The organism is Kitasatospora papulosa (genome assembly GCF_000717245.1).
GTDB lineage: Bacteria > Actinomycetota > Actinomycetes > Streptomycetales > Streptomycetaceae > Streptomyces > Streptomyces papulosus.
Genome location: NZ_JNYQ01000008.1, coordinates 101,046 through 124,676 on the forward strand (window position 1 = coordinate 101,046; position 23,631 = coordinate 124,676).

General features: G+C 72.4%; 20 protein-coding genes. 7 read left to right on the forward strand and 13 right to left on the reverse strand.

The window, feature by feature from the left end:
- Nucleotides 1-166: 166 nt before the first annotated feature.
- On the forward strand, nucleotides 167-814 hold the full coding sequence (locus tag IA22_RS0121740; RefSeq protein ID WP_015579919.1) for an HD domain-containing protein: 648 nt from the start codon (nucleotides 167-169) through the stop codon (nucleotides 812-814).
- Between the two features lie 32 nt (nucleotides 815-846).
- On the opposite strand, the gene IA22_RS0121745 is transcribed toward IA22_RS0121740, so the two are convergent.
- The 11 genes from IA22_RS0121745 to IA22_RS0121800 form a co-directional block, all read right to left on the reverse strand.
- Nucleotides 847-2,394: a UDP-N-acetylmuramoyl-L-alanyl-D-glutamate--2,6-diaminopimelate ligase gene (locus IA22_RS0121745; RefSeq protein WP_014152607.1), complete on the reverse strand. Its 1,548-nt coding sequence runs from the start codon at nucleotides 2,392-2,394 to the stop codon at nucleotides 847-849.
- A gap of 334 nt (nucleotides 2,395-2,728) precedes the next feature.
- Nucleotides 2,729-4,276 (reverse strand): ABC transporter ATP-binding protein, encoded by a 1,548-nt coding sequence (locus tag IA22_RS0121755; RefSeq protein ID WP_030124563.1) that lies wholly within the window; start codon nucleotides 4,274-4,276, stop codon nucleotides 2,729-2,731.
- Nucleotides 4,273-5,082 carry an ABC transporter permease gene (locus IA22_RS0121760; protein WP_030124564.1) on the reverse strand — a complete coding sequence of 270 codons (810 nt, stop codon included), beginning with the start codon at nucleotides 5,080-5,082 and terminating at the stop codon, nucleotides 4,273-4,275. Before IA22_RS0121760 ends, IA22_RS0121755 begins: the two co-directional genes overlap by 4 nt.
- Nucleotides 5,079-6,032, reverse strand: a complete 954-nt coding sequence (locus tag IA22_RS0121765; protein ID WP_015579914.1) for an ABC transporter permease — start codon at nucleotides 6,030-6,032, stop codon at nucleotides 5,079-5,081. The genes IA22_RS0121760 and IA22_RS0121765 overlap by 4 nt, the downstream gene beginning before the upstream one ends.
- Nucleotides 6,029-7,624, reverse strand: coding sequence for an ABC transporter substrate-binding protein (locus IA22_RS0121770; protein ID WP_030124565.1), 1,596 nt, complete (start codon nucleotides 7,622-7,624; stop codon nucleotides 6,029-6,031). The genes IA22_RS0121765 and IA22_RS0121770 overlap by 4 nt, the downstream gene beginning before the upstream one ends.
- Complete coding sequence (locus tag IA22_RS0121775) at nucleotides 7,621-8,472, reverse strand: class I SAM-dependent methyltransferase (RefSeq protein ID WP_030124566.1); 852 nt, start codon at nucleotides 8,470-8,472, stop codon at nucleotides 7,621-7,623. The genes IA22_RS0121770 and IA22_RS0121775 overlap by 4 nt, the downstream gene beginning before the upstream one ends.
- On the reverse strand, nucleotides 8,469-9,740 hold the full coding sequence (locus tag IA22_RS0121780) for an MFS transporter (RefSeq protein WP_030124567.1): 1,272 nt from the start codon (nucleotides 9,738-9,740) through the stop codon (nucleotides 8,469-8,471). Before IA22_RS0121780 ends, IA22_RS0121775 begins: the two co-directional genes overlap by 4 nt.
- Complete coding sequence (locus IA22_RS0121785) at nucleotides 9,737-10,804, reverse strand: enolase C-terminal domain-like protein (RefSeq protein ID WP_030124568.1); 1,068 nt, start codon at nucleotides 10,802-10,804, stop codon at nucleotides 9,737-9,739. Before IA22_RS0121785 ends, IA22_RS0121780 begins: the two co-directional genes overlap by 4 nt.
- Nucleotides 10,801-11,886 carry a PLP-dependent cysteine synthase family protein gene (locus IA22_RS0121790; protein ID WP_030124569.1) on the reverse strand — a complete coding sequence of 362 codons (1,086 nt, stop codon included), beginning with the start codon at nucleotides 11,884-11,886 and terminating at the stop codon, nucleotides 10,801-10,803. Before IA22_RS0121790 ends, IA22_RS0121785 begins: the two co-directional genes overlap by 4 nt.
- Nucleotides 11,883-12,761: a Rossmann-like domain-containing protein gene (locus IA22_RS0121795; protein ID WP_030124570.1), complete on the reverse strand. Its 879-nt coding sequence runs from the start codon at nucleotides 12,759-12,761 to the stop codon at nucleotides 11,883-11,885. The genes IA22_RS0121790 and IA22_RS0121795 overlap by 4 nt, the downstream gene beginning before the upstream one ends.
- Entirely contained in the window at nucleotides 12,758-14,014 is a 1,257-nt protein-coding gene (locus tag IA22_RS0121800) for an ATP-grasp domain-containing protein (RefSeq protein ID WP_030124571.1), read from the reverse strand. The genes IA22_RS0121795 and IA22_RS0121800 overlap by 4 nt, the downstream gene beginning before the upstream one ends.
- 213 nt (nucleotides 14,015-14,227) lie before the next feature.
- Between IA22_RS0121800 and IA22_RS0121805 the strand changes: the two genes are divergently transcribed.
- Nucleotides 14,228-14,704, forward strand: coding sequence for a DUF5709 domain-containing protein (locus IA22_RS0121805; protein WP_014152618.1), 477 nt, complete (start codon nucleotides 14,228-14,230; stop codon nucleotides 14,702-14,704).
- Nucleotides 14,705-15,106: 402 nt separating this feature from the next.
- A complete protein-coding gene (locus IA22_RS0121810; protein ID WP_030124572.1) occupies nucleotides 15,107-16,939 on the forward strand; it encodes an ABC transporter ATP-binding protein in 1,833 nt (610 codons plus the stop codon).
- A 66-nt stretch (nucleotides 16,940-17,005) separates the two neighbouring features.
- Here the strand turns inward: IA22_RS0121810 and IA22_RS0121815 are convergent, their stop codons facing one another.
- Together IA22_RS0121815 and IA22_RS0121820 are read right to left on the reverse strand one after the other, a co-directional pair.
- Nucleotides 17,006-18,004, reverse strand: a complete 999-nt coding sequence (locus IA22_RS0121815) for a HEAT repeat domain-containing protein (protein WP_015579906.1) — start codon at nucleotides 18,002-18,004, stop codon at nucleotides 17,006-17,008.
- Between the two features lie 6 nt (nucleotides 18,005-18,010).
- Entirely contained in the window at nucleotides 18,011-18,679 is a 669-nt protein-coding gene (locus tag IA22_RS0121820) for a HEAT repeat domain-containing protein (protein ID WP_030124573.1), read from the reverse strand.
- Between the two features lie 536 nt (nucleotides 18,680-19,215).
- On the opposite strand from IA22_RS0121820, the gene IA22_RS0121825 reads away from it, so the two are divergent.
- The 4 genes from IA22_RS0121825 to IA22_RS0121840 all read left to right on the forward strand — a co-directional run bounded on the left by IA22_RS0121825 (nucleotide 19,216) and on the right by IA22_RS0121840 (nucleotide 23,628).
- Nucleotides 19,216-20,310, forward strand: coding sequence for an LLM class flavin-dependent oxidoreductase (locus IA22_RS0121825; RefSeq protein ID WP_030124574.1), 1,095 nt, complete (start codon nucleotides 19,216-19,218; stop codon nucleotides 20,308-20,310).
- Between the two features lie 205 nt (nucleotides 20,311-20,515).
- Complete coding sequence (gene gndA / locus IA22_RS0121830) at nucleotides 20,516-21,955, forward strand: NADP-dependent phosphogluconate dehydrogenase (RefSeq protein ID WP_030124575.1); 1,440 nt, start codon at nucleotides 20,516-20,518, stop codon at nucleotides 21,953-21,955.
- A 114-nt stretch (nucleotides 21,956-22,069) separates the two neighbouring features.
- Nucleotides 22,070-22,942 (forward strand): ion transporter, encoded by an 873-nt coding sequence (locus tag IA22_RS0121835; RefSeq protein WP_015579901.1) that lies wholly within the window; start codon nucleotides 22,070-22,072, stop codon nucleotides 22,940-22,942.
- Nucleotides 22,943-23,103: 161 nt separating this feature from the next.
- On the forward strand, nucleotides 23,104-23,628 hold the full coding sequence (locus IA22_RS0121840; protein ID WP_081889873.1) for a family 1 encapsulin nanocompartment shell protein: 525 nt from the start codon (nucleotides 23,104-23,106) through the stop codon (nucleotides 23,626-23,628).
- The last annotated feature ends 3 nt before the right edge of the window (nucleotides 23,629-23,631 follow it).

Below are 23,631 nucleotides of genomic sequence, written 5' to 3' on the forward strand. Positions count from 1 at the left end.
GCAGCACCCGCCAACACCCGTGTCGCGGCGATCGACGCACCTCTGTTGTGAGTCGGATGTGCGTCAGTCGGGGGACGTGCGGCCTGTCGGCCGTCGCACGGGGCCTGCGTACACGGATCCTGGGCGTCCCCGCCGCGATCCGTCGTACAGAAAGCTGGGTGACACCATGGCAGCCGATCCGTCCGCTGCGGCAGGCGTGCGCGTACCGGACACGAAGCTCGCGGTCGAGGCGACCGAGCTCGTACGGGACACGACCGACGACCTCGTGTACCACCACTCCCGCCGGGTCTTCCTCTTCGGCGCTCTGCAGGGGCATCGACGGGATCTGTCCTTCGACCCCGAACTCCTCTACGTCGGCGCCCTGTTCCATGATCTCGGGCTCGGCGAGCGCTTCCGGTCCAGCGGACGGCGCTTCGAGGTGGACAGCGCGGACGAGGCGCGCGGCTTCCTGCGGGCCCGCGGGGTGCCGGAGGACGGCGTGCGGCGGGTGTGGACCGCCATCGCCCTGCACACCACCCCGGGCATCCCGGCGTTCATGGAACCCGAGGTGGCGCTGGTGACGGCCGGTGTGGAGTACGACGTCCTCGGCATCGGCTACGGTGACATCTCCGACGCGGACCGCGCGGCGGTCGTCGCGCTGCATCCACGGCCGGACTTCAAGCGGCGGATCCTCGCCTCCTTCACGGAGGGAATCCGCCCGAAGCCGGAGACGACCTTCGGCAACGTCAAGGCCGACGTGCTCCAGCACTACGTTCCCGGCTTCGAGCGCGGGGACTTCGTACGCACCGTTCTCGAGTCGCCGTGGCCGGAGTGACGGGCGGCTCCGTCCACACCTCCGCCTTCCCGTCAGCGCTGCGGCGGCAGCCCTGTTGGGGAGGGGAACACCTTCGCCGGCGCCGGGGAGGACCGGGTGGCGGCCACCCGGATGTCGGCGAGGTCCCGCACGGTGGCCACGTCGCTGAAGGGCAGCAGCACGTCGCCGACGATCTGGTAGGGCTCGCTGCCCTTGCCTGCGATCAGGACGATGTCGTCCGGGCCGGCGGCCGACAGGGCGAACTCGATGGCCGTGCGGCGGTCGGTGAAGCGTTCGTACGGGGTGCCGGTCGCCTCGATACCGGGGACGACCTGGTCCATGATGACTTCCGGGTCCTCGGTCCGCGGATTGTCCGAGGTCAGCACCACCAGGTCGGAGTGCGTCCCTGCGATCCTCCCCATGTCGGTTCGTTTGGTGGTGTCCCTGTCGCCGCCGCAGCCGAAGACGGTGACGACCGCGGAGCGGGCGAAGCCGCGGACGGCGCCGAGCACCTTCTCCAGCGAGTCCGGTGAGTGTGCGTAGTCCACGATCACCGAGGTTCCCCCGACGGTCGTGAGACGTTCGAACCTGCCCGGGATCTGCGGCATCCGTCCGAGGGCGGAGACAAGCCCCGCGAGGTCGTGCCCGAGGGTGTGGCAGGCCGCCATCGCGGCCAGCGCGTTGGACACGGAGAAACGGCCGGGGGTGGGAATCGCCGCAGGGTACTTGCGGCCTTGGTGGTGCAGCGTGAAGCGGGTGCCCGAGGCGTCAGCGGTCAGGTCGGTGGCGCGGAAGTCGGCCTCGGCGTCCAGGGCGTACGTGGTCACCGCTCCGGGCATCATCGCGCCGATACGCGCACCCACCGGATCGTCGGCATTGACCACGGCGTGCTCGCACAGCCCTTGGAAGAGCCGGAGTTTGGCGTCCCGGTAGTTCTCCATCGTGCCGTGGTCGTCCAGGTGGTCCTGACTCAGATTGGTGAAGACCCCCACGTCGATGAAGGTCCTGTCGATCCGGTGCGTCAGCAACCCCATGGACGTGGCCTCCAGCACGACGGTGCCCACCCCACGGTCGCGCATGTACCCCAGCAGGTACTGCAGGTCGGGCGATTCCGGGGTGCTCAGCACCGACCGGGGCATCGGGATCAGCTCGTCGCCGATACGGCTCCCGGCGGTGCCGATGACCCCCGCCCTCGCTCCCTCGGAGATCCGCAGCGCGGACTCGACCATGTACGAGACGGAGGTCTTTCCGTTCGTGCCCGTGATCGCCACCATGTCCATCCGTCGCCCTGGCTCGCCGAAATAGCGGGAGGCGGCCACGGCGGCCGTGCGCCGGGCGTCCGGGACCTGTACGACACAGACGTCCCCCGCCGCCGTGGGCACCACACAGCCGTCCTCGACGACGACCGCGGCCGCGCCCCGCGCGAGGGCGGGGGCGACCGCGCCGGGGCCGCCCTCCAAGTGTCCGGGCACCGCGATGAAGAGCGACCCCGGCACCACCCGGTCCGCATCGAAGGCCGTTCCGGCGGTGATGAGCGCCTTCTCCGGGTCTCCCTGGCGGATGTGATGGTTCTGTCCGGCCAGCAGCTCGCTCAGCTTCAAGGTGGTCCCTTCGAGGGTGGCTCGAGCCTTGGTACGGCCGTCGCCGGAACGCCGCGACGGCAGTGCGCCGAAGCAGCGGTGGTGAAGTCGGGCGTGTGCGGTGTACAAGCGGTGGGCGCCGTGACCGCGTGAGGCGTGGAAGGACGGCGGAGAGGCGGAGCAGGCATCATCGGCGGACGGGGACGCCCTCACCCAGGGCCGTCAGCCGTGTCCGTCCAGGACGATGCGGCAGCTCACCGGCGCACCGGAGGTGGCCTGGCGCACCCACTCGCCCAGGACGCCGGTGTGACCCATGGGGCGAGTGTACGTCCGGACGGGCGGTCCGGATTCCGCGTCAGCGGCGTACTGCGGCTCCCCTCCTTCCCGACGCACCGACCAGCGCGACCGTGAACGGGTGGCGGGGAGCGTTCAGGATCTGTTCGCTCGTGCCCTCCTCGACCACCGCGCCGCCGTCCAGCACTGCCACCCTGTCGGCCGGCGCGGCGGTGTCGAGGTCGTGCGTGATCAGTACGACGGCGGGTGCGTCCTGACGGCTCATCAGTGCGCCCAGCAGGTTCAGCAGGGAGCGCCTGGTGACCGGGTCGAGCCCGCAGGTGATCTCGTCGCAGACGATGACCCGGGGCTCTGCGAGGAGCGCTCTGGCCAGGGCCGCGCGCTGGAGTTCGCCGCCGGACAGGAGGCCGGGCCGCCTGCGGACGAGTTCCCCGGCCAGCCCGAGGTCCGTCAGTACCCGCCGGGCCCGGGCGACCGCCTCCCGGGGTTCGGCGCCGCGCAGGCGCACCGCCGTACGGGCCACCTGGTCCAGGACAGGCCGGTGCTCGTCGAAGGCCGCCCGGGCGTCCTGGAAGACGTACTGCACGGCGGCGAGCTGCGCACGGCTGCGGTCCCGCAGGCTGCGTGGCAGTTCCGTGCCGTCGAGCGTGATCCGCCCGGTGTGATCACGGTGGAGGCCGGCGAGACAGCGCCCGAGGGTGGTCTTGCCGCTGCCCGAGCGCCCGACGAGGGCCAGGCATTCACCGCTGCGGAGGGTGAGCCGGTCGACGCTCAGCACCGGGACGCGGGCGCCGCCGGTCCGGTGACGCGCGGTGAGTCCTTCGACGGTGAGCAGTTCGGTACCGGCCTGCCCGGAATCCGCGTACGGCAGGGTGCGCGGTTCGGCGAGGAGTTCCTTGGTCCACGGGTCTGCGGGCGCGTCCAGGACCCGGTACGCCGGTCCCTGTTCCACCACACGGCCGCCGCGCATCACGAGCACCTCGTCGGCCAGCGCCCGTACCACGTCGAGGTCGTGGCTGAGCAGCAGTACGGCGATGCCCCGCCCCGCCACGGCCGCGAGTTGCTCGACGATCCGACGTGTGGTCAGGGCGTCCTGTCCGGTGGTGGGTTCGTCGGCCACGATGATCCCGGCGCCGAGGAGCAGGGCCTGGGCCAGGACGAGGCGCTGCTGCTGGCCTCCGGAGAGTTGGTGCGGGTACCGGCTCAGCAGCTTTCCGGCGTCGTCGAGCTGGGCGTCGGCGAGTGCCCGCGCGACGCGCTGCCGGGCTGCGGCGCGGCGCCGGGACCGGGGCAGGTCACGCACCTGCTGCCGCGCCATGTCGCGCAGGAGGGCCCCGGCCCGGCGGGCGGGGTTGAGGACGGCGGCGGGGTGCTGTGGGACGTGTCCGACGCGGGTGCCGTGTACGGTCACCTCGCCCGTCACGCGCGCGCCCGCCGGGAACGCGCCGAGCAGGGCGAGGCCGGTCGTGGTCTTGCCGCTGCCGGAGGCGCCGACCAGGGCGGTCACGGTGCCGGGGCGGATGCGGAGCGAGACCCGGTCGACGAGTGCGCGGCCGTCGACCTCGACCGTCAGTCCGGTGACGGCGGCGATCACGGGGTTCTCCTTCATGTACGGCGCCCTTTCCGGACCGGTGTACGGCGTTCCATGGCGGCGTCGACGAGCAGGTTGCCGCCCATGGTCAGCGCGACGATGAGCAGGGCCGGAACGACCACCGCCCAGGGCTGGACGATCAGCCCGGTGCGGTTGCGGTCCACCATGACGGCCCAGTCGGCTGCGTCGGGGGCGACCCCGATGCCCAGGAAGGCCGCGGTGGCCACCAGGTAGAGCACCCCGGTCAGCCGGATTCCGGCGTCGGCGGCCAGGGTGCGCAGGATGGACCGGCCCACGTATCCGACGGCGAGGCGCCACCAGCTCTCGCCCTGCATGCGCAGCGCCTCGACCGCGGGACGGGACGCCGCCTCCGCGGCTGCCGCGCGCACGATCCGGGTCGCGTCCGGGGCGGAGACGAAGGCCACCAGCAGCGCGAGTCCCGCCTTCCCCGGCGGGAAGGCGGCGGCCACCAGCAGGATCATCAGGAGCGAGGGGACGGCGAGCAGCACGTCCAGGGGGCGCATCAGCACCTCCTCCAGCCATCTGCGGTGGGTGAGCGCGCAGGCCAGCCCGACCGGCAGGGCCACGAGGTACACGAGCACGGTGGCGGCCAGGGCGACGAGCACCACGGGCCGTCCACCGAGCAGCACCTGCTGCACGACGTCCCGTCCGACGAAGTCCGTGCCGAGCCGGTGGCCGGCGTCGAGGGTGAAGGAGGCGGCGCGGGCCGTGGGCTCCCCCACCAGGAGAGGGCCGGCCAGGGCGATGCCGAGCGGGACGGCGACGACGGCGGCCCCGGGGCCGTATCCGCCCAGTCGCTTCATGCCGCGGCCCCCGAGCGTGGTGCGAGCCGGTGGGTGACGAGGTCGGCACCGAGGTTGAGCAGGACGGTGGCGACACCGAAGACCACCGCGAGCCCCTGGACGACGGGGATGTCGCGGTCGGCGACGGCGTTCATCAGGACGGTGCCGAGTCCGGGGATCACGTAGAGGGCCTCCACGACGATGACGCCGCACAGCAGCCAGTCGATGGTGCGGGCGAGCTGCTGGGTGGCGGGGGCGAGGGCGTTGGGCAGGGCGTGTCCGTAGCGGATGCGGGCCCCGGGGATTCCGTACCGCCGGGCATGGGCGGTCCAGGGGGCGGCGAGCGCGTCGATCATGCCCGCCCTGACCAGCCGCGCGAGCGAGCAGACGGGCCGGGCGAGCAGGACCAGGACGGGCAGGACGAGCGCGGCGGGGTGGGCGAGCAGATCGGTGCCGTACCCCACGGCGGTCGGCGGCAGCCAGCCGAGACGCAGCGCGAGGACGCTCACCAGGAGCACTCCGAGGGCGAATTCCGGCACGGCGTAGACGCCGAGGGTGGCGGAGCTGATCAGCCGGTCGGTGAGGCGGCCCTCGTGCCGGGCGGCGAGTACGCCGAGGCCCACCGACACGGGAACCAGGATCAGGACCGTGAGGGTGGCGAGGAGCAGGGTCGGGCCGAAGCCGTCGGCGAGGAATCCGGCCACCGGCCGCCCCGAGGTGAGCGAGGTCCCGAAGTCGCCGTGCAGCAGCCCCACGACCCAGTCGGTCAGCCGCTCGTGGGCGGGGCGGTCCAGTCCCATCGCCTCGCGTACGGCCGCGATGCGCTGCGGGTCGGGCTGGTCACCGGCGAAGGCCACCGCGGCGTCGCCCGGCAGCGCCTCGGTGAGCCCGAAGACCAGCAGCACGACGGCCGCGGTCTGCAGGACGCCGAGGAGCAGCCGCCGGGCGATCCAGGAGCGCAGTGCGTTCACGCCAGCCAGACCTTGTCGAAGCGCGCCCAGTCCAGGGTGTTGGCGGGTGCCTCCCGGGCGACGCCCCGCAGGGAGGAGGCGGTGCCGAGGATCCAGTCGCCGAATCCCCAGACCAGGAAGCCTCCTTCGGCGTGCAGTCGTCGCTGCATACGGGTGTAGAGCGCGGCCCGTGCCGTACGGTCGCGGGTGGACTGGGCCTGCCGGTAGAGGGCGTCGAAGTTCTTGTCCTGCCATTTGGTGGCGTTGGTGGTGGAGTCGGTGAGCAGCCGCTGGGAGATGTGGGACTCGATGGGCATGGCTCCGGACCGGTAGCAGCACAGGGTGCCGGAGTCGAGGATGTCCTTCCAGTAGGAGTCCTTGCTGCCCATCCGTACGTCGACGGTGACCCCGGCGCGTGCCGCCTGGTCGCGGAAGATCCCGGCGGCCTCGGTGAATCCGGCGGCGACGGCCGAGGTGTCGAGTGTGACCCTCAGCTTCTCCGCACCGGCCTTCCGGAGGAGGTGGCGGGCGCGGTCGATGTCCTGTTCACGCTGCGGGAGTTCGTCGGCGTAGTACTCGTATCCCTTTCCGAAGAGGTCGTTGCCCGTCTCTCCCGCGCCGGAGAGGGCGCCTTTCACGAGTTCCTCGCGGTCGGCGAGGAGGAAGAACGCCTCGCGGACCCGGGGGTCGTCGAAGGGCGGGCGATCGGTCTTCATGGCGAAGGCCTGCATGGCGCTGTTGCGGAGCCGGACGATCGTGATGCCGCCCGACTTCTCGTGGGCGCGCCCGGTGGCGGGGTTGAGTTCGTGCGCGTACTCGACCTGTCCGCCGAGGAGGGCGTTGATCCGGGCGGACTCCTCGTTGGCGACGACGAATTCGAGCTCGTCCAGGTGGGGGGCGCCGTCCCAGTGGGCGTCGTGGCGGCGTAGCACGGTGGAGCGTCCGGGTGCGAAGGAGACGAACCGGAAGGGGCCGGAGCCGATCGGCGCACGGTCGAAGCCGGTGGCGTCGTCCTGCACGATGTAGGTGCCGAAGGCGGCCATCACGTTGGGGAATTCGGCGGTCGGCCGCTTCAGCACGAACTCGACGGTCCGCTCCCCGGTCGCACGGCTCGCCCGGAGGTCGATGGGTTCCAGGGAGGCGCGGGCCCGGTACGCCTTGTCGGGGTCGGCGATGCGGCGGTAGCTGTACAGGACGTCGGCGGCCGTCACCGGCTTCCCGTCGTGGAACTGCGCCTGTCGCAGCGTGACGTTCCAGCGGTCGAGGCCGGCGTTCGGCTCCCATGCCTCGGCGAGGCGTGGCACGGCTGCGAGGTCGGCGCCGTAGTCGGCGAGCTTGTCGAACAGCGCCTTGCTCCGGGCGGCGTCGGCGAAGAGGTTGCCCAGATGCGGGTCGAGCGTCTCGCTCGCGCCGCCTCCGGCGAAGGCGGCGCGCACCCGTCCGCCGCGCCGGGGGGTGCCGTCCCCCTTGCCCGCCGCGGATCCGGTGGCCTCGGGCCCGGAACATCCGGCGAGCGCGAGGGCGCCGAAGCCGGCCGCTCCGCCGGCCGCTGCGAGGAAGCCGCGTCTGCGCAGGCCGGGGAAGCGATCGTGTCTGTCGGCCGATTCGGTCATGGTCGTTCTCCTGTTGCTGGGTGTGCCGGGTCGCCGGCGGGCGTCCGGGCCGGGTTCCCGGTGGATTTCCTGGCGACGAGGTGGAGCCGGTCGCCGTCGGCGGTGTCCCCGGTTCCGGCGCCCGGCTGCCAGGCGGGTTCGGTGCGCGGGCCGGGTCCGTCGTGCAGGGCGAGGACGTCGAAGCCGTGGACGGCGAGGAAGTGGCGCAGTTCCTGGGGCAGGAGCAGCCGCCACGCGGAGTGCTCCACGACGGGCGGGCTGCCGTCGTCGGCGGTCCAGCTCCGGGTGCGCCGCAGGAGCTGGGCGGCCCGGTCGACGCGCAGTGCGGTGGTCGAGCGGTACGTCGTGCCGTGCCAGGTGAAGCGGGCCGTGGACGGCGCGGCCGGGGGTTCGTCCCGGCCGAGGAAGTACGCGCCGTTGCGCATCTCCGCGACCAGCAGCCCGCCGGGCACCAGGGTGCGGCGGCAGGACCTCAGGAATCCGTCGAGCTGTTCGTTGGTGTGGCAGTAGAGCAGCGAACTGTCCAGGCACACCACGGCGTCGAAGACCCGCTGACCGAAATCGAACCGGCTGAGATCGGCCGTCACGTACGCCGGTCCCGGGTGGTGTGCGCGGGCGTGGGCGAGCATGGTCCCGGAGAGGTCGGCGGCGGTGACCCTGCGCCCCGCACGGTGGAGCCAGGCGGCGTCCCGGCCGGTTCCGCAGCCCAGGTCGAGGACGGTGGGGCCGGCGGCGTGGCGGCACAGGACGTCCTGCGCCCACCGCCCCGCGAGGTGTTCGGGGTCGGGGAACCTGGCCTCGTACAGCTCCGGGTGGTCGGTGAGCAGGTTTCCGGTGCGGTCCCTCATGCCGCCACCGCCACGGGGACGGGACGTGTCGTGGGCAGGGTGCCGTTGCGGTGCAGCCAGGTCACCGCGCCCGCCGAGACGAGTCCGGCCGCCAGGCAGCAGGCCCAGGGGAGCAGGGCGGCGGGGCTGCCTCCCCCGCCCGGTGCGGCGTCCATGGCCCGGCCGACGGCCGCGTTCCCGACGGCCGCGGCGATGCCGGAGACGGCGTAGAAGATCCCGAAGTACGTGCCTGTCAGCTCCTTGCGCCCGAAGCCCGGGATCAGCTCCATGACGAACGGCTGAGCCACCATCACTCCCAGGTGGAGCTGGAGTGCTCCGGCCAGCACGGGCAGGGCGCGCAGGGTGGCGTCGAGGGGCCCGTCCGGGGGTGTACCGGTACCGGCGACGAGCATCGGCGGGACGAAGGCCAGCCCCATCAGCACCAGTCCGGCGGCGATCCAGCGCCCTCGCGTTCCGCGTCGCGACAGAGCGCGGGTGATCCGCAGCTGGAAGGCGATGCCCGCGATCGTCCCGACCAGGAAGACGAGTCCGGCGGCGCCGTCCCACCCGGTGGCGTGCCGTGCGCCGGCCGGGAGCAGGAGGTAGAGCTGGTTCTCGAGGGTGAACATGCCGACCATGGCCAGCGCGAAGGCGAGGAAGGCGCGGTTGCCGACCGCCTCGCGCCAGTCGGCGGTGACGCTGCCGGTGGCCGGTGGGACCTGCCGGGCGGGGAGCACCAGAGCCTGGGCGACGGTGAGCAGCGCGAAGATCCCGGCGGCGGTGAGTGCGGAGGCCCGGAAGTCGACGAGGAGCAGGGCGCTTCCCAGCAGGGGGCCGATGAGCGCGCCGGTCGTCGCGAAGACGTTGAACAGGGCGAACGCCTCGGCTCTGCGTTCGCCCGCCTCCTGGGCGAGGTAGGTGCGGACGGCGGGATTGAACAGGGCGCCCGCGAGGCCGCTGAGTACGGAGGCGGCGAGCAGCACGAGCAGACCGTCGCCGAGCGCGAAGAGGGCGAAGCCGACGGTGCGTATCGCGCAGCCGGCGATGATGACGCCGCGGGCGCCGAGCCGGTCGGCGGCGGAGCCGCCTATGAGGAAGAGTCCCTGCTGGCTCAGGTTGCGTACGCCGAGGACGATCCCGACGACGGCCGCCGACATCCCGAGGTCGTCGCCGAGGTGGGTGGCGAGGTAGGGGACGAGCAGGTAGAAGCCGGTGTTGACACCGAGCTGGTTGACGAGCAGCAGGCGGATGGCGAGCGGGAATCCGCGGATCTCGTTCCATGTGTTCATGGGGCCGCGCTCCCGATCCGGGCTTCGGAGCGGGGGTGGACGCCGAGACCCGGCCGTTCGGCGGCCGCGACGAACCCGTCGGCGCCTCCGATGCCGGCCCAGGGGTCGTGGGCCAGCAGGAGGTGGCCGTCGAGATCGGTCCAGCGGGCGCGGTCGCCGAGGTGGACGGCGGGGGCGATGCCCAGGGTGCTGGCGGTCAGGCAGCCCAGCATCAGGTCTGTGCCACTGCCTTCGAGCAGGACGGCGATACGCAGGGCCGCGTGGACGCCTCCGCATTTGGCGAGTTTGACGTTGATGCCGTGGACGCGTCCGGCGAGCCGGCGCGCGTCCTCGTAGGTGACCGCGTCCTCGTCCGCGATGACGGGCACGGGCGAGCGGGCGGCGAGCCGGGCGAGTGCTTCCGGGTCTCCGGGGGCCAGCGGCTGTTCCACCGCTTCGACGCCCAGTTCGGCGAACCGGGGCAGGAGCGCGCGTGCCCGGGCCTCCGACCAGGCCCCGTTGGGGTCGAGGAGGAGCCGGGCCGCCGGGGCGGCGGCGCGGACGGCGCGCACCCGGTCGAGATCGGTCGCGTGGTCCCGGTCCCCTGCCTTGATCTTGATGACGGAGAACCCGGCGCGCGACAGTGCGCGGGCCTGGGCGGCCGCTACCCCCGGGGAGGTGAGGGAGATCGTCCGGGCGGTGGCGGTCCTCGGCGCAGCCGCGGCCCCGAGGATGCGGTGCACGGGGGTGGCGGTGCGCTTCCCGACGAGGTCGAGGAGCGCCGATTCGGTGGCGGCGGTCATCGCGGCGGGGGTGCCGGGCTCGTCGAGTTCGCCGGCGCGCAGGGCGTGCAGGGCGGTCTCCGGGTCGGCGAAGCGGGCGAGCCGCTCACCGGTCCGGACGGCGAGGCGCTGCAGGGTGGGGGTGTCGAGGCCGTAGAAGTGGCTGGTGACAGCCTCCCCGTGGCCGCTCGACCCGTCGTGTTCGAGGGTGAGGCATACGGCGTCGCGGGCCGTCATCGTCGATCGCGAGATGCGCAGCGGCTCGGTGAGGGTGAGCCGCACGGTGTGCTGGGTCAGTTTCACGGCTGCCTCTCCATGCTGTCCGCCAGCGGATCGGTGACGGTGGTGCACCTGGTCCAGCCTCCGGAGTGCGGGACACGCGGGTGCCGTACGTCGACGGGACGGACGGCCGCGAGGTCCGGGTCCAGTCGATGGGCGGTCATGAAGTCGTCGTCGTAGACGCTGCCGAGGTAGCGGTGGGGTCCGTCGGGGAAGACGGTGGCGACGGCGGCACCGGGGTGGGTGCGGGCGGCCCAGGCGGCCACGCGGGCGACGGCCCCGGTGCTCCAGCCGCCGCTGACGAAGTTCCCGCGGGCGAGCCGCCGGCAGGCGTCGGCGGCCTCGGCGGGGCCGATCCAGTGGACCTCGTCGAACGCGTCGTAGGCGACGTTGCGCGGATGGATGCTGCTGCCGAGGCCGCGCATCAGCCGGGGCGCCGCGGTCTGCCCGAAGATGGTGGAGCCGGTGGAGTCGACCGCGATGAGCCGCAGTCCCGGCCAGTGCCGTCGCAGGGGCGCGGCGATCCCGGCGCTGTGCCCTCCCGTGCCGACGCTGCACACGAGGATGTCGAGATGGGCGAGCCGGCCGGCCAGTTCGGCCGCGAGTGAGGCGTAACCCGCCGTGTTGTCGGGGTTGTTGTACTGGTCGGGCCAGTACGCCCCGGGCAGCCGGGCCAGGAGGTCGTGCAGCCTGTCGAGGCGGGCTCCTTGCCATCCGCCGTTCGCCTTGGGACGGTCCACGAGTTCGAGGCGCGCTCCGTAGGAGCGGAGCAACTGTCGCATCGAGGGCTCCAGTTCGCTGTCGCCGACGAGGACGACGGGGTGTCCGAGGGCCTGGCCGGCGAACGCGAGGCCTATGCCGAGCGTGCCGGAGGTCGATTCCACCACCGGCGCGCCGGGGAGGAGTTCACCTCGCTCCTCGGCGCCGAGGAGCATGGACACGGCGGCCCGTGCCTTCATGCCGCCGACGGCATGTCCTTCGAGCTTGGCCCAGAAGCCCGGGTGGGACAGCGGAAGTCCGGTGGTGATCCTGGCGAGCGGGGTGCGGCCGATGAGTGCGAGGAGCTCACGGTTGGGGGCGAGAGCGGGCAGGGATGCCGTGGTCACGAGGTGCCTCCGTCGTCCGGGCGGCCGCGGTGGACGGTGCCGTGACCGCTGTCGCCCGCGCGGTAGCGGTGGATGGTGCCGGGTCCGCCGTCGAGCCAGAAGAAGGGGTACGGCTCGGCGCACACCGCGGATACACCTGCGCCCAGGAACCGGGGCAGCACCGCGCTGCCGGTCTGGGCGAACATGACGAGGGGCTTACGGTGCCTCAGGGCGCTCCCGCGCAGCGCGTCGAAGGTCCCGTTGCCCAGGGTCATGCCGGAGGCCAGCACCGCGTCGCAGCGTTCGATCTCCTGCAGGGCGTCCGTGCCGATGGGCTCCCCCCAGTCGGTGGTGCCTCCCTTCAGGTCGCAGGGAACGACGGTGAGGCCGCGCGAACGCAGTTCGTACAGGAGCGAGTTCACGACGCCGACGACCAGGACGGTGCCGCCGGGCGGCACCTCCAGCAGGTCGACGACAGCGGTGGCACGCGCCTGCGACCGTTCGAGCGAGCTTCCGGCGGGCACGGTCACCGGCTGCGCCCCGTGGTGCGGGGCATGGGGCGTGACGTCCGTCAGGTAGGCGTCCAGGGCGGCGACCCGGACGGGCAGCAGCGGATGGGCGAGCAGCCCGGCGACGTCGGCACCGGCGCAGTCCTCGACGGCCCCGGCGGGAAGGGCCCCGGGTTCCACCGCGCACGAGCCGACCGCGCGCCCCAGGCGCAGGCTCAGGACCTCGTTGCGGTATCCGCCACGTCGTCCGTCGTGCCGCACGGCCTGGGACGTCGTGAAGGCCACCGAGATGCGGCGGGCCGAGGGGTCCGGGCCGAGTTCACCCCGCAGGGCCTGGTCGAGGAGGGCGTCGAAGCAGAGGGCGGGCGGGTGCGAGGTCGTCGTCATGAGCGCACCAGCCGAGGGCGCAGTTCCGCGAGCAGTGTCTCCACGCGGTCCCGCGCGCCGAGTCCGGTGGCGTCGCCGGCCATGACGTGGCCGAGGTAGGCGTTGTTGCTGTCCGCCGCCTCGACCGTGCGCCCCGGTTCCGCGGTCTGGACCTCCAGCACACCGTCGGCGTCGCGGACACGGTCGGCGCCCTCGACGGACGCGAGGGTTCCCGCGCGGCCGGGCATGAGGAATCCGATGGCCGCGCTCCGCGTACCGGTGTCGCGGGGGCGCAGGTCGGGTTCCCGGCCGAGTGCCACGTCGACGCAGGCGGCGGCGAGGTCGATCCCGGTGACGTGGCGGACCAGCTCGGTGATGCGATTGCCCGCGGGACGGGGATTGACCTCCACCACCCTGGGGCCGTCCTCGGTCAGTTTGATCTCGGTGTGCGCCACGACGTCGTCGAGACCGAGCGCCGCGCCGGCGCTCAGCGCGGTGCCGGTGGCTGCGGCGAGATCGTCCGGAGAGAGGGCGGCCGGGAACATGTGACCGGTCTCGACGAAGGCCGGAGCTCCGCCGACGCTCTTGTCGGTGACTCCGACGACGTGGGCGACGCCCTTGCAGGTCACGGTCTCGACGCTCACCTCGGGGCCTCGGAGGTACTCCTCCAGCAGGACGTGGGGCGTACGCCGCTGTCCCCTGGCGTTGTACGGGAAGGCGGCGAGAGCCGCGCACGCCTCGGCCAGCTGGTCCTCGTCGTCGACCCGGCGCACGAACATGCCCGCGCAGAGGTCCACCGGCTTGACGACCAGGGGATAGCCGAGGTCGTGGGCGGCCACGGCCGCCTCCGCCCCGTCCGCGCAGACGGCGAAGCGGGGTCCGGGCACGCCGGCGGCGCCGAGGACGCGCCGGGTGGCGTCCTTGCGGCAGGCTTTCTCCATGGCTTCGGCCGACGGCCCGGGCAGGCCCAACAGGCCCGCGATCCGAGCGGCGGTCGGCAGGTAGTAGTCACAGGAGGTGACCACCCCGTCGAAGCGCAGGGCCTCGTGCAGCCGCTCGACCTGCGGAAGCAGTGCGCCGAGGTCGTTGGTGGGCGCCGTGACGACGTTACGGGCGGTGAGCAGCGGATGGTCCGTGCCCTCCGGCGCCGCCCGGAGGTAGTGCTGCAGATCGCGGGTGAGGAAGGTGAAGTGGTGTCCTCCCTCCCCCAGGGCCCGCGGCAGCAGTCTGCTCATCGATCCGACCCAGCTCTCGACCACCAACAGATGAGCCATGAACTCCCCCTTCTCGCACGGATGTCGGGCACACGGACAGGCAGGAACCACCCTTTTCCGGGGGCTCCCGGCCCGGCCGCACACACGCTATCGACAATCGTTTTCATTGTCATCTAAAACAGCGTCACTTCTGCCGGGAAACGGCTTCCGTTGCGTCACTCGCCGGACCGGAGTGGAATTGCATACAGGGGGACCCGGAGGAAGGGGTACGCCATGACCGACAGCGACCGGGGGGACGACGTCTACCAGCCGCAGGAGCCGGAGGCCTCGGACCCCGCCGACCTGCTGGATCTGGAGGACACCCTGGACACGTCCGGGCTCGCCGACGTCCTGGACGAGGGCTACTCCCCGCCGGAGCGGCCCTGGGCGGTCGACGACGAGGGCACCACGGCCTCGGAACAGCACACGGGCGAATCCCTCGACCACCGTCTGACCAGGGAGGTCCCCGAGGGCGACGAACCCGTCCCCGACGGTCCTGGCGACCTGGCGGACGGCGACGGGGAGCTGTACGACACCGAGGTGGGGACGGACCGGGCGGGCAGACTCACGCAGGAGGGCGACGGGCATGTGCCCTCCACCCTCACCGCCCAGGATGTCGGCATCGACGGCGCGGCGGCGTCCGCCGAGGAGGCCGCGATGCACCTGATCCCCGAGGAGACGTACCCGTTCGGGGAGGAACCGGTCCGCTGACGGCCCCGGCCCGCGGCCCGGACCGCCCGCCGGGTGCGCCTGCCCCTCTCCCCCTTCTCCGAGGGCCCCTGCCGGTGCGCCCGCCCGCGTACGCGTACGCGTGAGCCCGCACGCACCCGCCCGCGACCGGTGGCCCGAGCACGTGAGGCTCCCGCGTGCCCGCCCCCGTGCACGCGGCGCACCAGGGTGTGGGACCCGTCGGCGGAGCGGCCGGAACGCGCCGTCGTGCTGCCCGTGCTCCCCGAAAACGCTTGGACGCCGAGCCCCCGGCCACGGGAGACTCGTGGCTTCCGGATCTCCTGCCGCAGTCGCGCGTCGAGCGCTTCCGCCTGCGCGGCGCCGCGCCTCCGCCGGCCGCGGCGGGGTCCGGGGCAACTGCCCGCGAAACGACATGAGGTCGGCATGGGATCGCAGCAGTCTCACGGCACCGGGCCGGGCAACGGACCGGTCCGGCTCGCACTCCGCCACTACCTGGGGGAACTGTCCCGCCAGCGCGGACTCTCGGTGTTCGCACTCGCACTTCCGGCGCTCGGCAACATCGGGATCACCTACGTCGCCCCGCTCGTCGTCGCCAAGCTCGTCGGCCGTATCGCCGAGGACGGGGCCGTCGGCGTGCGTGAGGCCCTCCCCTACGTCGGGGTGTTCGCCGCGGTACTGCTCCTGGCCGAGGCCATGTGGCGGGCGGGCCTGCACTGCCTCAACCGCGTGGACGCCCGCGGCATCGAGCACCTCTACGTCACCGGCATGGACGCCTTGTTCGCCAAGGACGCCTCGTTCTTCCAGGACAACTTCGCGGGATCACTCACCAAGAGGGTGCTGAGCTTCGCCTCCCGCTTCGAGGAGTTCGTCGACACCCTCACGTTCAACATCGTCGGAAGTCTGGCCCCCCTGCTGTTCGGCGCGGTCGTCCTGTGGAGCTACGACCCCCTGCTGGTGGCCGGCCTGCTGCTGATGATCACGCTGACCGCGGTGTGCGCCGCACCGCTCATCCGGCGCCGCCAGAAGCTGGTCAACCGGCGCGAGGAGGCCATCGCGCGCGTGTCGGGCCACGTCTCCGACGCGCTGATGAACATGGACACGGTGCGCGCCTTCGCCGCCGAGGAGCGCGAGGCGGCCGAACACCGGGCACGGGTCGCGGAGTCGAGACGCCTGACGCTGCGCTCGTGGGACTACGGCAACCTCCGCATCGACACCCTCGTGGCACCCCTGTCCGTGCTCACCAACGGGCTGGGCCTGCTCCTCGCCGTGGGGATCGGCGCCGGTGGCGGCAGCGTGGAGGCGATCGTGGTCGCCTTCACCTACTACACCGGGTCGACCCGCATCATGTTCGAGTTCAACCAGATCTACCGCCGTCTCGAGAGCTCGATGACCGAGGCCGCGCAGTTCACCGAACTGCTCCTGGCCCCGCCCACCGTGCTCGACCCCGCGACACCCGAGCCACTGGCCCCACGGGCTGCGGACATCAGCTTCGAACACGTCACCTTCGCCCACGACGGGGGCGACCCGATCTTCGAGGGACTCCAGCTGGACGTGCCGAGCGGAGCACGCATCGGCCTCGTCGGACGGTCCGGCGGCGGCAAGACCACCCTCACCCGGCTGCTCCTGCGGATGTCCGACGTCCAGTCCGGCCGCATCATGATCGGTGGTCAGGACATCAGCCGGCTCAGGCAGTCCGACCTGCGGAGCCTGATCGCCTACGTCCCGCAGGAACCGGCCATGTTCCACCGCACCCTGCGTGAGAACATCCGGTTCGCCCGGCCGGACGCCACCGACGCCGAGATCCGCGCCGCCGCCGACGCGGCCCACGTCACGGAGTTCGCCGACCACCTCCCGTCGGGCTTCGACACGATGGTCGGGGAACGCGGCGTCAAACTCTCGGGCGGACAGCGTCAACGGGTCGCACTGGCCCGGGCGATCCTGCGTGACGCGCCCATCCTGCTCCTCGACGAGGCGACCAGCGCGCTGGACTCCGAGAGCGAGACCCTCGTGCAGCAGGCGCTGTGGCAGCTGATGGAGGGCAGGACCGCGCTGGTCGTCGCGCACCGGCTGAGTACGGTCGCGGCCATGGACCACCTGATCGTCCTCGACCACGGCCGCATCGTCGAGCAGGGGACGCATCACGAGCTCCTGCACACCGACGGCGCCTACGCCAAGCTCTGGCACCACCAGTCCGGCGGCTTCCTCGTGGACACGGCGAACGGCGAAGCGGCTGCCACGGCCGATCGGGCGCGGTGACCGCGGGACCCCCGGTGCCGGGCATCGGGGGTCCCCGACGGCCGACGGCGCCCGGGGAAGCGCCTGTCAGCGCCCTTCGCGCAACCCGAGGACGTACGCCGCGGTCAGAGCCACGGCGCGGTCCTCGTCCCGGGAGAGGTCCGCGAGGGCCCGTGACGCCGTGCTCCCCGGGATGCCCGCGAGCGCCTCCGTCAGCCGTCTGCGGGCGGTCGGTCCGGCCACCCCGCGGGCGAGACGGCCGACCAGCCTCGAAGCGATGTGCTCCGCGGACTCGGCGCTGCCCGCCAGGGCGCTCAGCACGTCGGCCGCGTCGGCGTCGTTCGCCTCCTCGGCGACCATGTCGACGAGGGTCGGGACGGCATCGGGGACTCCGCGCGCCCCGAGCTCCAGCGCGGCGTACCTGCGGACCACGACATCGGGGTGGGTGAGGGCGTCTCCCAGCAGGTCGGTCGTCCGGCCGCCCGGAATCCCGGCGAGCGACCTGACGGCACGTTGCCTGACCTCGGGCGCGGGAGACGCGAGCTCTTCCGCCAGCAGCTCCGGCCCCCTGTCGCCCGATTGCGCCAGAGCCCACCGAAGGGCTCCGGCGACGTTCTGGTCACTCTCCCCCAGTACCGCCTCGACCAGTGCCTCCACCGGAACCTCGTCGACCGACGACAGCGCCGCGCGCTGGCGCGTCCCCGCGCTCGTCGATCCCAGCGCGTGCAGGAGCGTGACGGTCTGGAGGACGTCCTGCCAGTCGGCGGGCTCCGCGGCGCCGATACGGCGAAGCCGCGTGAGCAGCTCCGTCTCCGACTCGATGCGTTCACGGGTCCGGAGGATGAGGTCGTCGACGAGCTCGGACGGCGTGAAGCCGGGGTCCTCGAGCGCACGGCCGACGTCACGGAGCGAGAGGCCCAGGGACCGCAGGCTCTCGACATGGAAGATCCGCCGGATGTCGTCGCCGGAGTACTCGCGGTATCCGTTGCCGGAACGGCCGGTCGGGCGTACGAGACCGAGCGACTCGTAGTGCCTGAGCATCCGGGCGCTGACTCCCGACCGCCGTGCCACCTCACCGATCAGCACTGCCTGTCATCCCTCCTGACCGGTCACCCCGAGGGCGACGACGCGCTTCGCCTCCTCGATCGCGGACTCGAACCGGCTGTCGGGGTCACGCACCAGCCTGTCCGTGGCGATCGCGTGCGCCCGCACGCGCGGGTCGGGATCCGTCCTCGCCGCGTGCACGACCGGCAGGACCGTGTCACCGAGCGCCATGAGCGCCCTGCTGAGACTCAGCTGCGTCTCCCGTTCTCCGCGCCCGAGCTGTGTCGACAGTACTGCGGCCAACTCGTGCTCCTCACCCTCCGGGACGAGCACGACCGCTGCGCGCCAGGCGCTCCGGACGACCTCGTCGTCGGCGTCGGACAGGAGCTTTCGGGTGATCGCGGGCCAGGCCCGGCGGTCCCCGATCTTGGACAGCGTGTGCAACGCCTGGCTCCGTGCCTGCGCGCGCTCCGCGCGGACCTCCTCGACGAGTACCGGCACCGTCACCGGAGCCGGGTGGCGGGTGAGCGCCCAGGTGAGCATGTCGCGCACATGGAACTCCGTTTCCACCGCGCATCGTTCGACGAGCATGCCGACGAAGCGCGGGTCAGGGCTCGTACCGACGGCCAGCGCCGCCCGGAGCCTTACGGACGGACGAGGGTCCCCGAGCCCCTGAAGAGCTCGGGTCGTGGCTCCGTCCTGCTTCTGCGTGGTCATCCGGCCACCTCCTTCAGCCACACCGAAGACCTTGTCATCGTGTCAAGGTCAAGCGTTGCCGTGCGGCCGGACCGGACCGCGCCATTCCCGCTGCCGGGGTCGCCCGCCGCCCCACCCCGGCTTCCGCGGCCCTCCGGAAGGCGCGGGATCTCATTGACAATCCCGACGGCCCCACCGAGACTCGACCGCATGGACGAGGTTCAGCCCCTGCTCAGCGAGCGCTGTCGCCACCTCCTCCGCGCTGCCGGCACCGGGTGTTGACCTTCACCCCGCTCCTGCCCCCGCGGCCTCCGCTCCCCCACCGCTGATCCCCCTCCGCCGACCTGTGCGGATCGGGCGCCGTGGATCCCCGAGCGGCACGGTCCCGTCGCACCGCTCCTTCTTGTCCGCCGGCCGACCCGGCACGGCACAGCCGGCCCTCGTGGGGCCCGGGACAGGGGCGACGGTCCCGCCCCGCTCGGCGCCCCTTCCCTCCCCCACCACCGTCCCGGCCTGCCGCGCTCCGGCCCGGGGGCCGCCAGCGATCGGAAGACGCGATGAGCCCGAAGTTCCTCTGGTACATCCCCAACACCGTCGAGCCGGGGCACCGGGGTGCAGACACGACAGCCGGCTGGGGGTCCGTCGAGTACTCGACCGCCCTCGCACACGCCGCGGAGGCACACGGCTGGAGCGGCGCGCTGCTCGGCACCGGCTGGGGGCGCCCGGACACCTTCACGGTGGCCACGGCGCTCGCCGCGCGCACCACGACGTTCGAGCCCCTGATCGCGGTGCGTCCCGGCTACTGGCAGCCCGCCCAGTTCGCGGGGGCGGCCGCCACCCTCGATCAGCTCAGCCGCGGCCGGGCCCTGTTCAACATCGTCAGCGGAGCGGACGACCTCGGCGCCTACGGCGACACGACGGTCGAACCGGCCCGGCGGTACGCGCGGACACGGGAGTTCCTGTACCTCCTGCGCCGCCTGTGGACCGAGGAGAACGTCACGTACAGCGGCGAGTTCTTCCAGGTCACCGGCTCCACGGTCGCGCCCCGTCCGTACGCGGCCGGCGGGAGGACACACCCCACGCTCTACTTCGGCGGCGCCTCCCCGGCCGCCGAACGGGTGTCGGCGGCCGAGGCGGACGTCCAGCTCTTCTGGGGCGAGCCACTCGACGGAGTCGCCCGACGCATCGAGCGTCTGCGGGCGTTGAGCGGGGAAGTGGGACGCAGGCACAAGCCCCTGGAGTACGGACTGCGGATCACCACGCTGGTACGTGACACCACCGAGGAGGCGTGGCAGGCCGCCGAGGAGAAGGTCGCCGCCCTGGCCGCCTCCGACGGAGCCGCCTGGACAGGCCACCGGGGGGCGGTGGGACAGCGGCGGCTCCTCGACCTCGCCACGCGGGGCGAGGTCCTCGACACCTGCCTCTACACGACGCCGGGCAGGTACGGGGCCGCCGGGGCGGCGACCACCTGGCTGGTCGGTTCACCCGGCGACGTCGCCACCGCCCTGGAGGGCTACCGCAAGCTCGGCATCACCCACTTCATCCTCTCCGACACCCCTTACCAGCAGGAGATCAGCCGGATCGGCGACCAGGTGCTCCCCTTGCTGCGCGCGGGGTCCCGGCCGCGCGAGGGGGGCGTACGGACACCGTGACTCCCGCCGGTCCGGTACGCCGGGGAAAGGATCCGGCACAGCGGCGTCGCCTCGGAAAGCCGACAGCCGTTCGGGGGACGGCGGCGACACCGTGGCAGCGTCCCGGTCGCCGATCGTCCGTACCTCATAAGGTCGGGAGCGCGTTCCATCCCGGCGGTCGGCCGAACCGCCGGGGACCACGAGACCGGAAGCGGGCGGAGCAACGATGAGCAGCACAGCGCAGATCGGTGTCACAGGACTTGCCGTCATGGGACGGAACCTGGCCCGCAACTTCGCACGCAACGGATACACGGTCGCTCTGCACAACCGCACGGCCGCGCGTACCCGCGAACTCGTCGAACAGTTCGGCGACGAGGGCGACTTCATCGCCACCGAGAGCGCCGAGGACTTCGTGGCGGCCCTGGAGCGGCCACGACGCCTGGTCGTCATGGTGAAGGCCGGAGAGGCCACGGACGCGGTGATCGCGGAGTTCGCGCCTCTCCTGGAACCCGGCGACGTGATCATCGACGGCGGCAACGCGCACTTCGCGGACACGCGGCGCCGGGAGCGGGAACTGCGCGAGCGGGGACTGCACTTCGTCGGAACCGGTATCTCCGGCGGCGAGGAGGGTGCGCTCGACGGGCCGAGCATCATGCCGGGCGGCAGCAGGGAGTCCTACGACTCACTCGGCCCGATGCTGGAGCAGGTCTCCGCCAAGGCCAAGGACGGCGCGCCGTGCGTGACGCACATCGGGCCGGACGGCGCCGGGCACTTCGTGAAGATGGCGCACAACGGTATCGAGTACGCGGACATGCAGCTCATCGGCGAGGCGTACCAGCTGCTCCGTGACGTGGCGGGCTACTCCCCCGCGCAGATCGCGGACATCTTCCGCACCTGGAACACCGGGCGCCTGGACTCCTACCTCATCGAGATCACCGCGGACGTGCTCTCCCACACCGATGCGGCGACCGGGAAGCCCTTCGTGGATGTCGTACTCGACCAGGCGGAGCAGAAGGGGACCGGCCGCTGGACCGTGCAGATCGCCCTCGACCTGGGCGTTCCCGTATCGGGCATCGCGGAGGCCGTCTTCGCCCGCTCGGTGTCCGGCCACGCCGCTCTCCGTGCCGCCTCACGCCACCTGGCCGGGCCGACCGCCCGCCCACTCGGCAAGGACGAGGCGGCGGCCTTCGCCGACCAGGTCGAGCAGGCGCTGTACGCCTCGAAGATCGTCGCCTACACCCAGGGCTTCCACGAGATCGCGGCGGGCAGCGAGCAGTACGACTGGAACATCGACCTCGGCAGGGTCGCCGCGATCTGGCGCGGCGGATGCATCATCCGGGCCGCTTTCCTCGACAGGATCACCAGCGCCTACGAGGCGCAGCCCCGGATGCCGAGCCTCCTCTCCGACAAGGGCTTCGCCGAGGAGATCGCCGCGGCACAGGACGACTGGCGCAGCGTGATCGCCACCGCCGTCACCCAGGGCGTCCCCACCCCCGCCTTCGCCACCACCCTCGCCTACTACGACTCGCTGCGCGCCGAACGCCTCCCCGCCGCCCTCACCCAGGGCCAGCGCGACTACTTCGGCGCGCACACCTACCACCGCGTCGACCGCGACGGCACCTTCCACACCCTCTGGGGCGGCGACAGGAGCGAGGTCGAGAGCTGACCGGCACCCCGCGGAGACAGCGGAATCCGGCCGGCAGCCCGGCCGGACACCTGCATCCTCTAAGATCCACATCTGTTGGAGCTGGAGCAGGTCTGCGAGGAAACGACTCACCCCATGTCCGAACGGACCGCCGCGCGGTTACGGCGCAGGCTCGCCGCACACAGCCGCCGCGTCGTGGACTCCGGCGCGTTCACCACCACCGTGTTCTGCCTGATCACAGCCAACGCCGCGCTGTTGGGCGTCGAGACCTACACCGGCGTCGTACACCAGTGGCACGCGGCCCTGAAGGCTGCCGAGCATCTCTTCCTCGCGGCCTTCACCGCCGAGATCCTGCTGCGCGCCGCCGCCCACGCCGACCGCCCCGGAGACTTCTTCCGCGACCCGTGGAACGTCTTCGACCTGCTCGTCGTCACCGTGGCCTTCGTGCCGTTCGCCCGCGAGAACGCCACCGTGCTCCGGCTCCTGCGCCTGGCCCGGGTGCTGCGCGCCGCGCGATTCCTCCCGCAGTTGCGCATCGTGATCGTCGCCGTCGGCAAGAGCTTGCCCGGCACACTGAGTTTCCTGCTCGTCGGGGCACTCCTGCTGTACGTGTACGCCATGGTCGGCTGGGTCTTCTTCGCCGATGACGATCCCGAGCACTACGGGTCCCTCGGTCGCGCGGTCCTCACCCTTTTCCTGCTCATGACCCTCGACGGCCTCGGTGACGCGGTCCGGGCCGGGCTGGAGATCTCCCGCTGGTCCATCCTTTACTTCGCCTCCTTCGTCCTGCTCGGATCGTTCGTCCTGGTCAACCTCCTCATCGGTGTCGTCATCAACTCCCTGCAGGAGGCGAGCGCCCTCGAAGCCGGGCAGGACCGCCCCGTCCCCGCGCAGCCTCCGCCCGCGGAGGAATCGATCCTGGCACTACGGGCCCGGATCGCCGACGCGCGCCGGACTCTGGACGACCTCGAAGCCGGCCTGGAGCCCTCGGTGCCACCCCGCCGCTGATCACGGCGTCCCGTGTTGCGCGGCGACACGGTGGCCGCCCAGCGGGCGAGTCCGGCAACGGCCGGTCGCGCGTCGCCCGGCCGGGCCGGGCCGGGGTGCGGCCGGGAACGCGATGTGGGTAAGTGGCAGGGAGCCACGTCCACCACCCACGGAGGGCGCGTATGTCCGACGCCGTACGGGAACCTGTCGTGGTCCGGCCCGTCGTGGCGCGGCTGACCGGTGCCGCGGTGGTCCTGGTCGCGACGGTCGAGCCGGGCGGGGAATGCCACGCCGCAGACGGCGCCACCGGCCTGCCGGACGGTTCCTCACACCCCCCGCTGCCGCTGCCCGCGGACGCGCGGGATTGTCCGACCGCGGTGAGCCAGGCCCTCAACCGCCTACGGCCGGCGGGTGTCGACGGGCCGAATCGGCTGCTGCTGGGCGCCGAGGCGACCGGGGCCTCCGACCACGGCTACCCGGTCGCCACCCATCCGGCCCGGCAGCTCGACGGACCGATCCTGTGGGCGCCGGCCGTGAAGGGCGGGGTCCCGCTGTCCACGCGCGGCGGCGATGTCGAGCTGTGCCTGGGACAGGACCTGTCCATCGGGTATCTGGACCACGACGCGACAAGCACCCGGCTCCACTTCCACCAGCCGTTCACCTTCCGGATGCCGGCGCCCGAGGCCGTCGTGTCCCTCATCGCCTGAGAG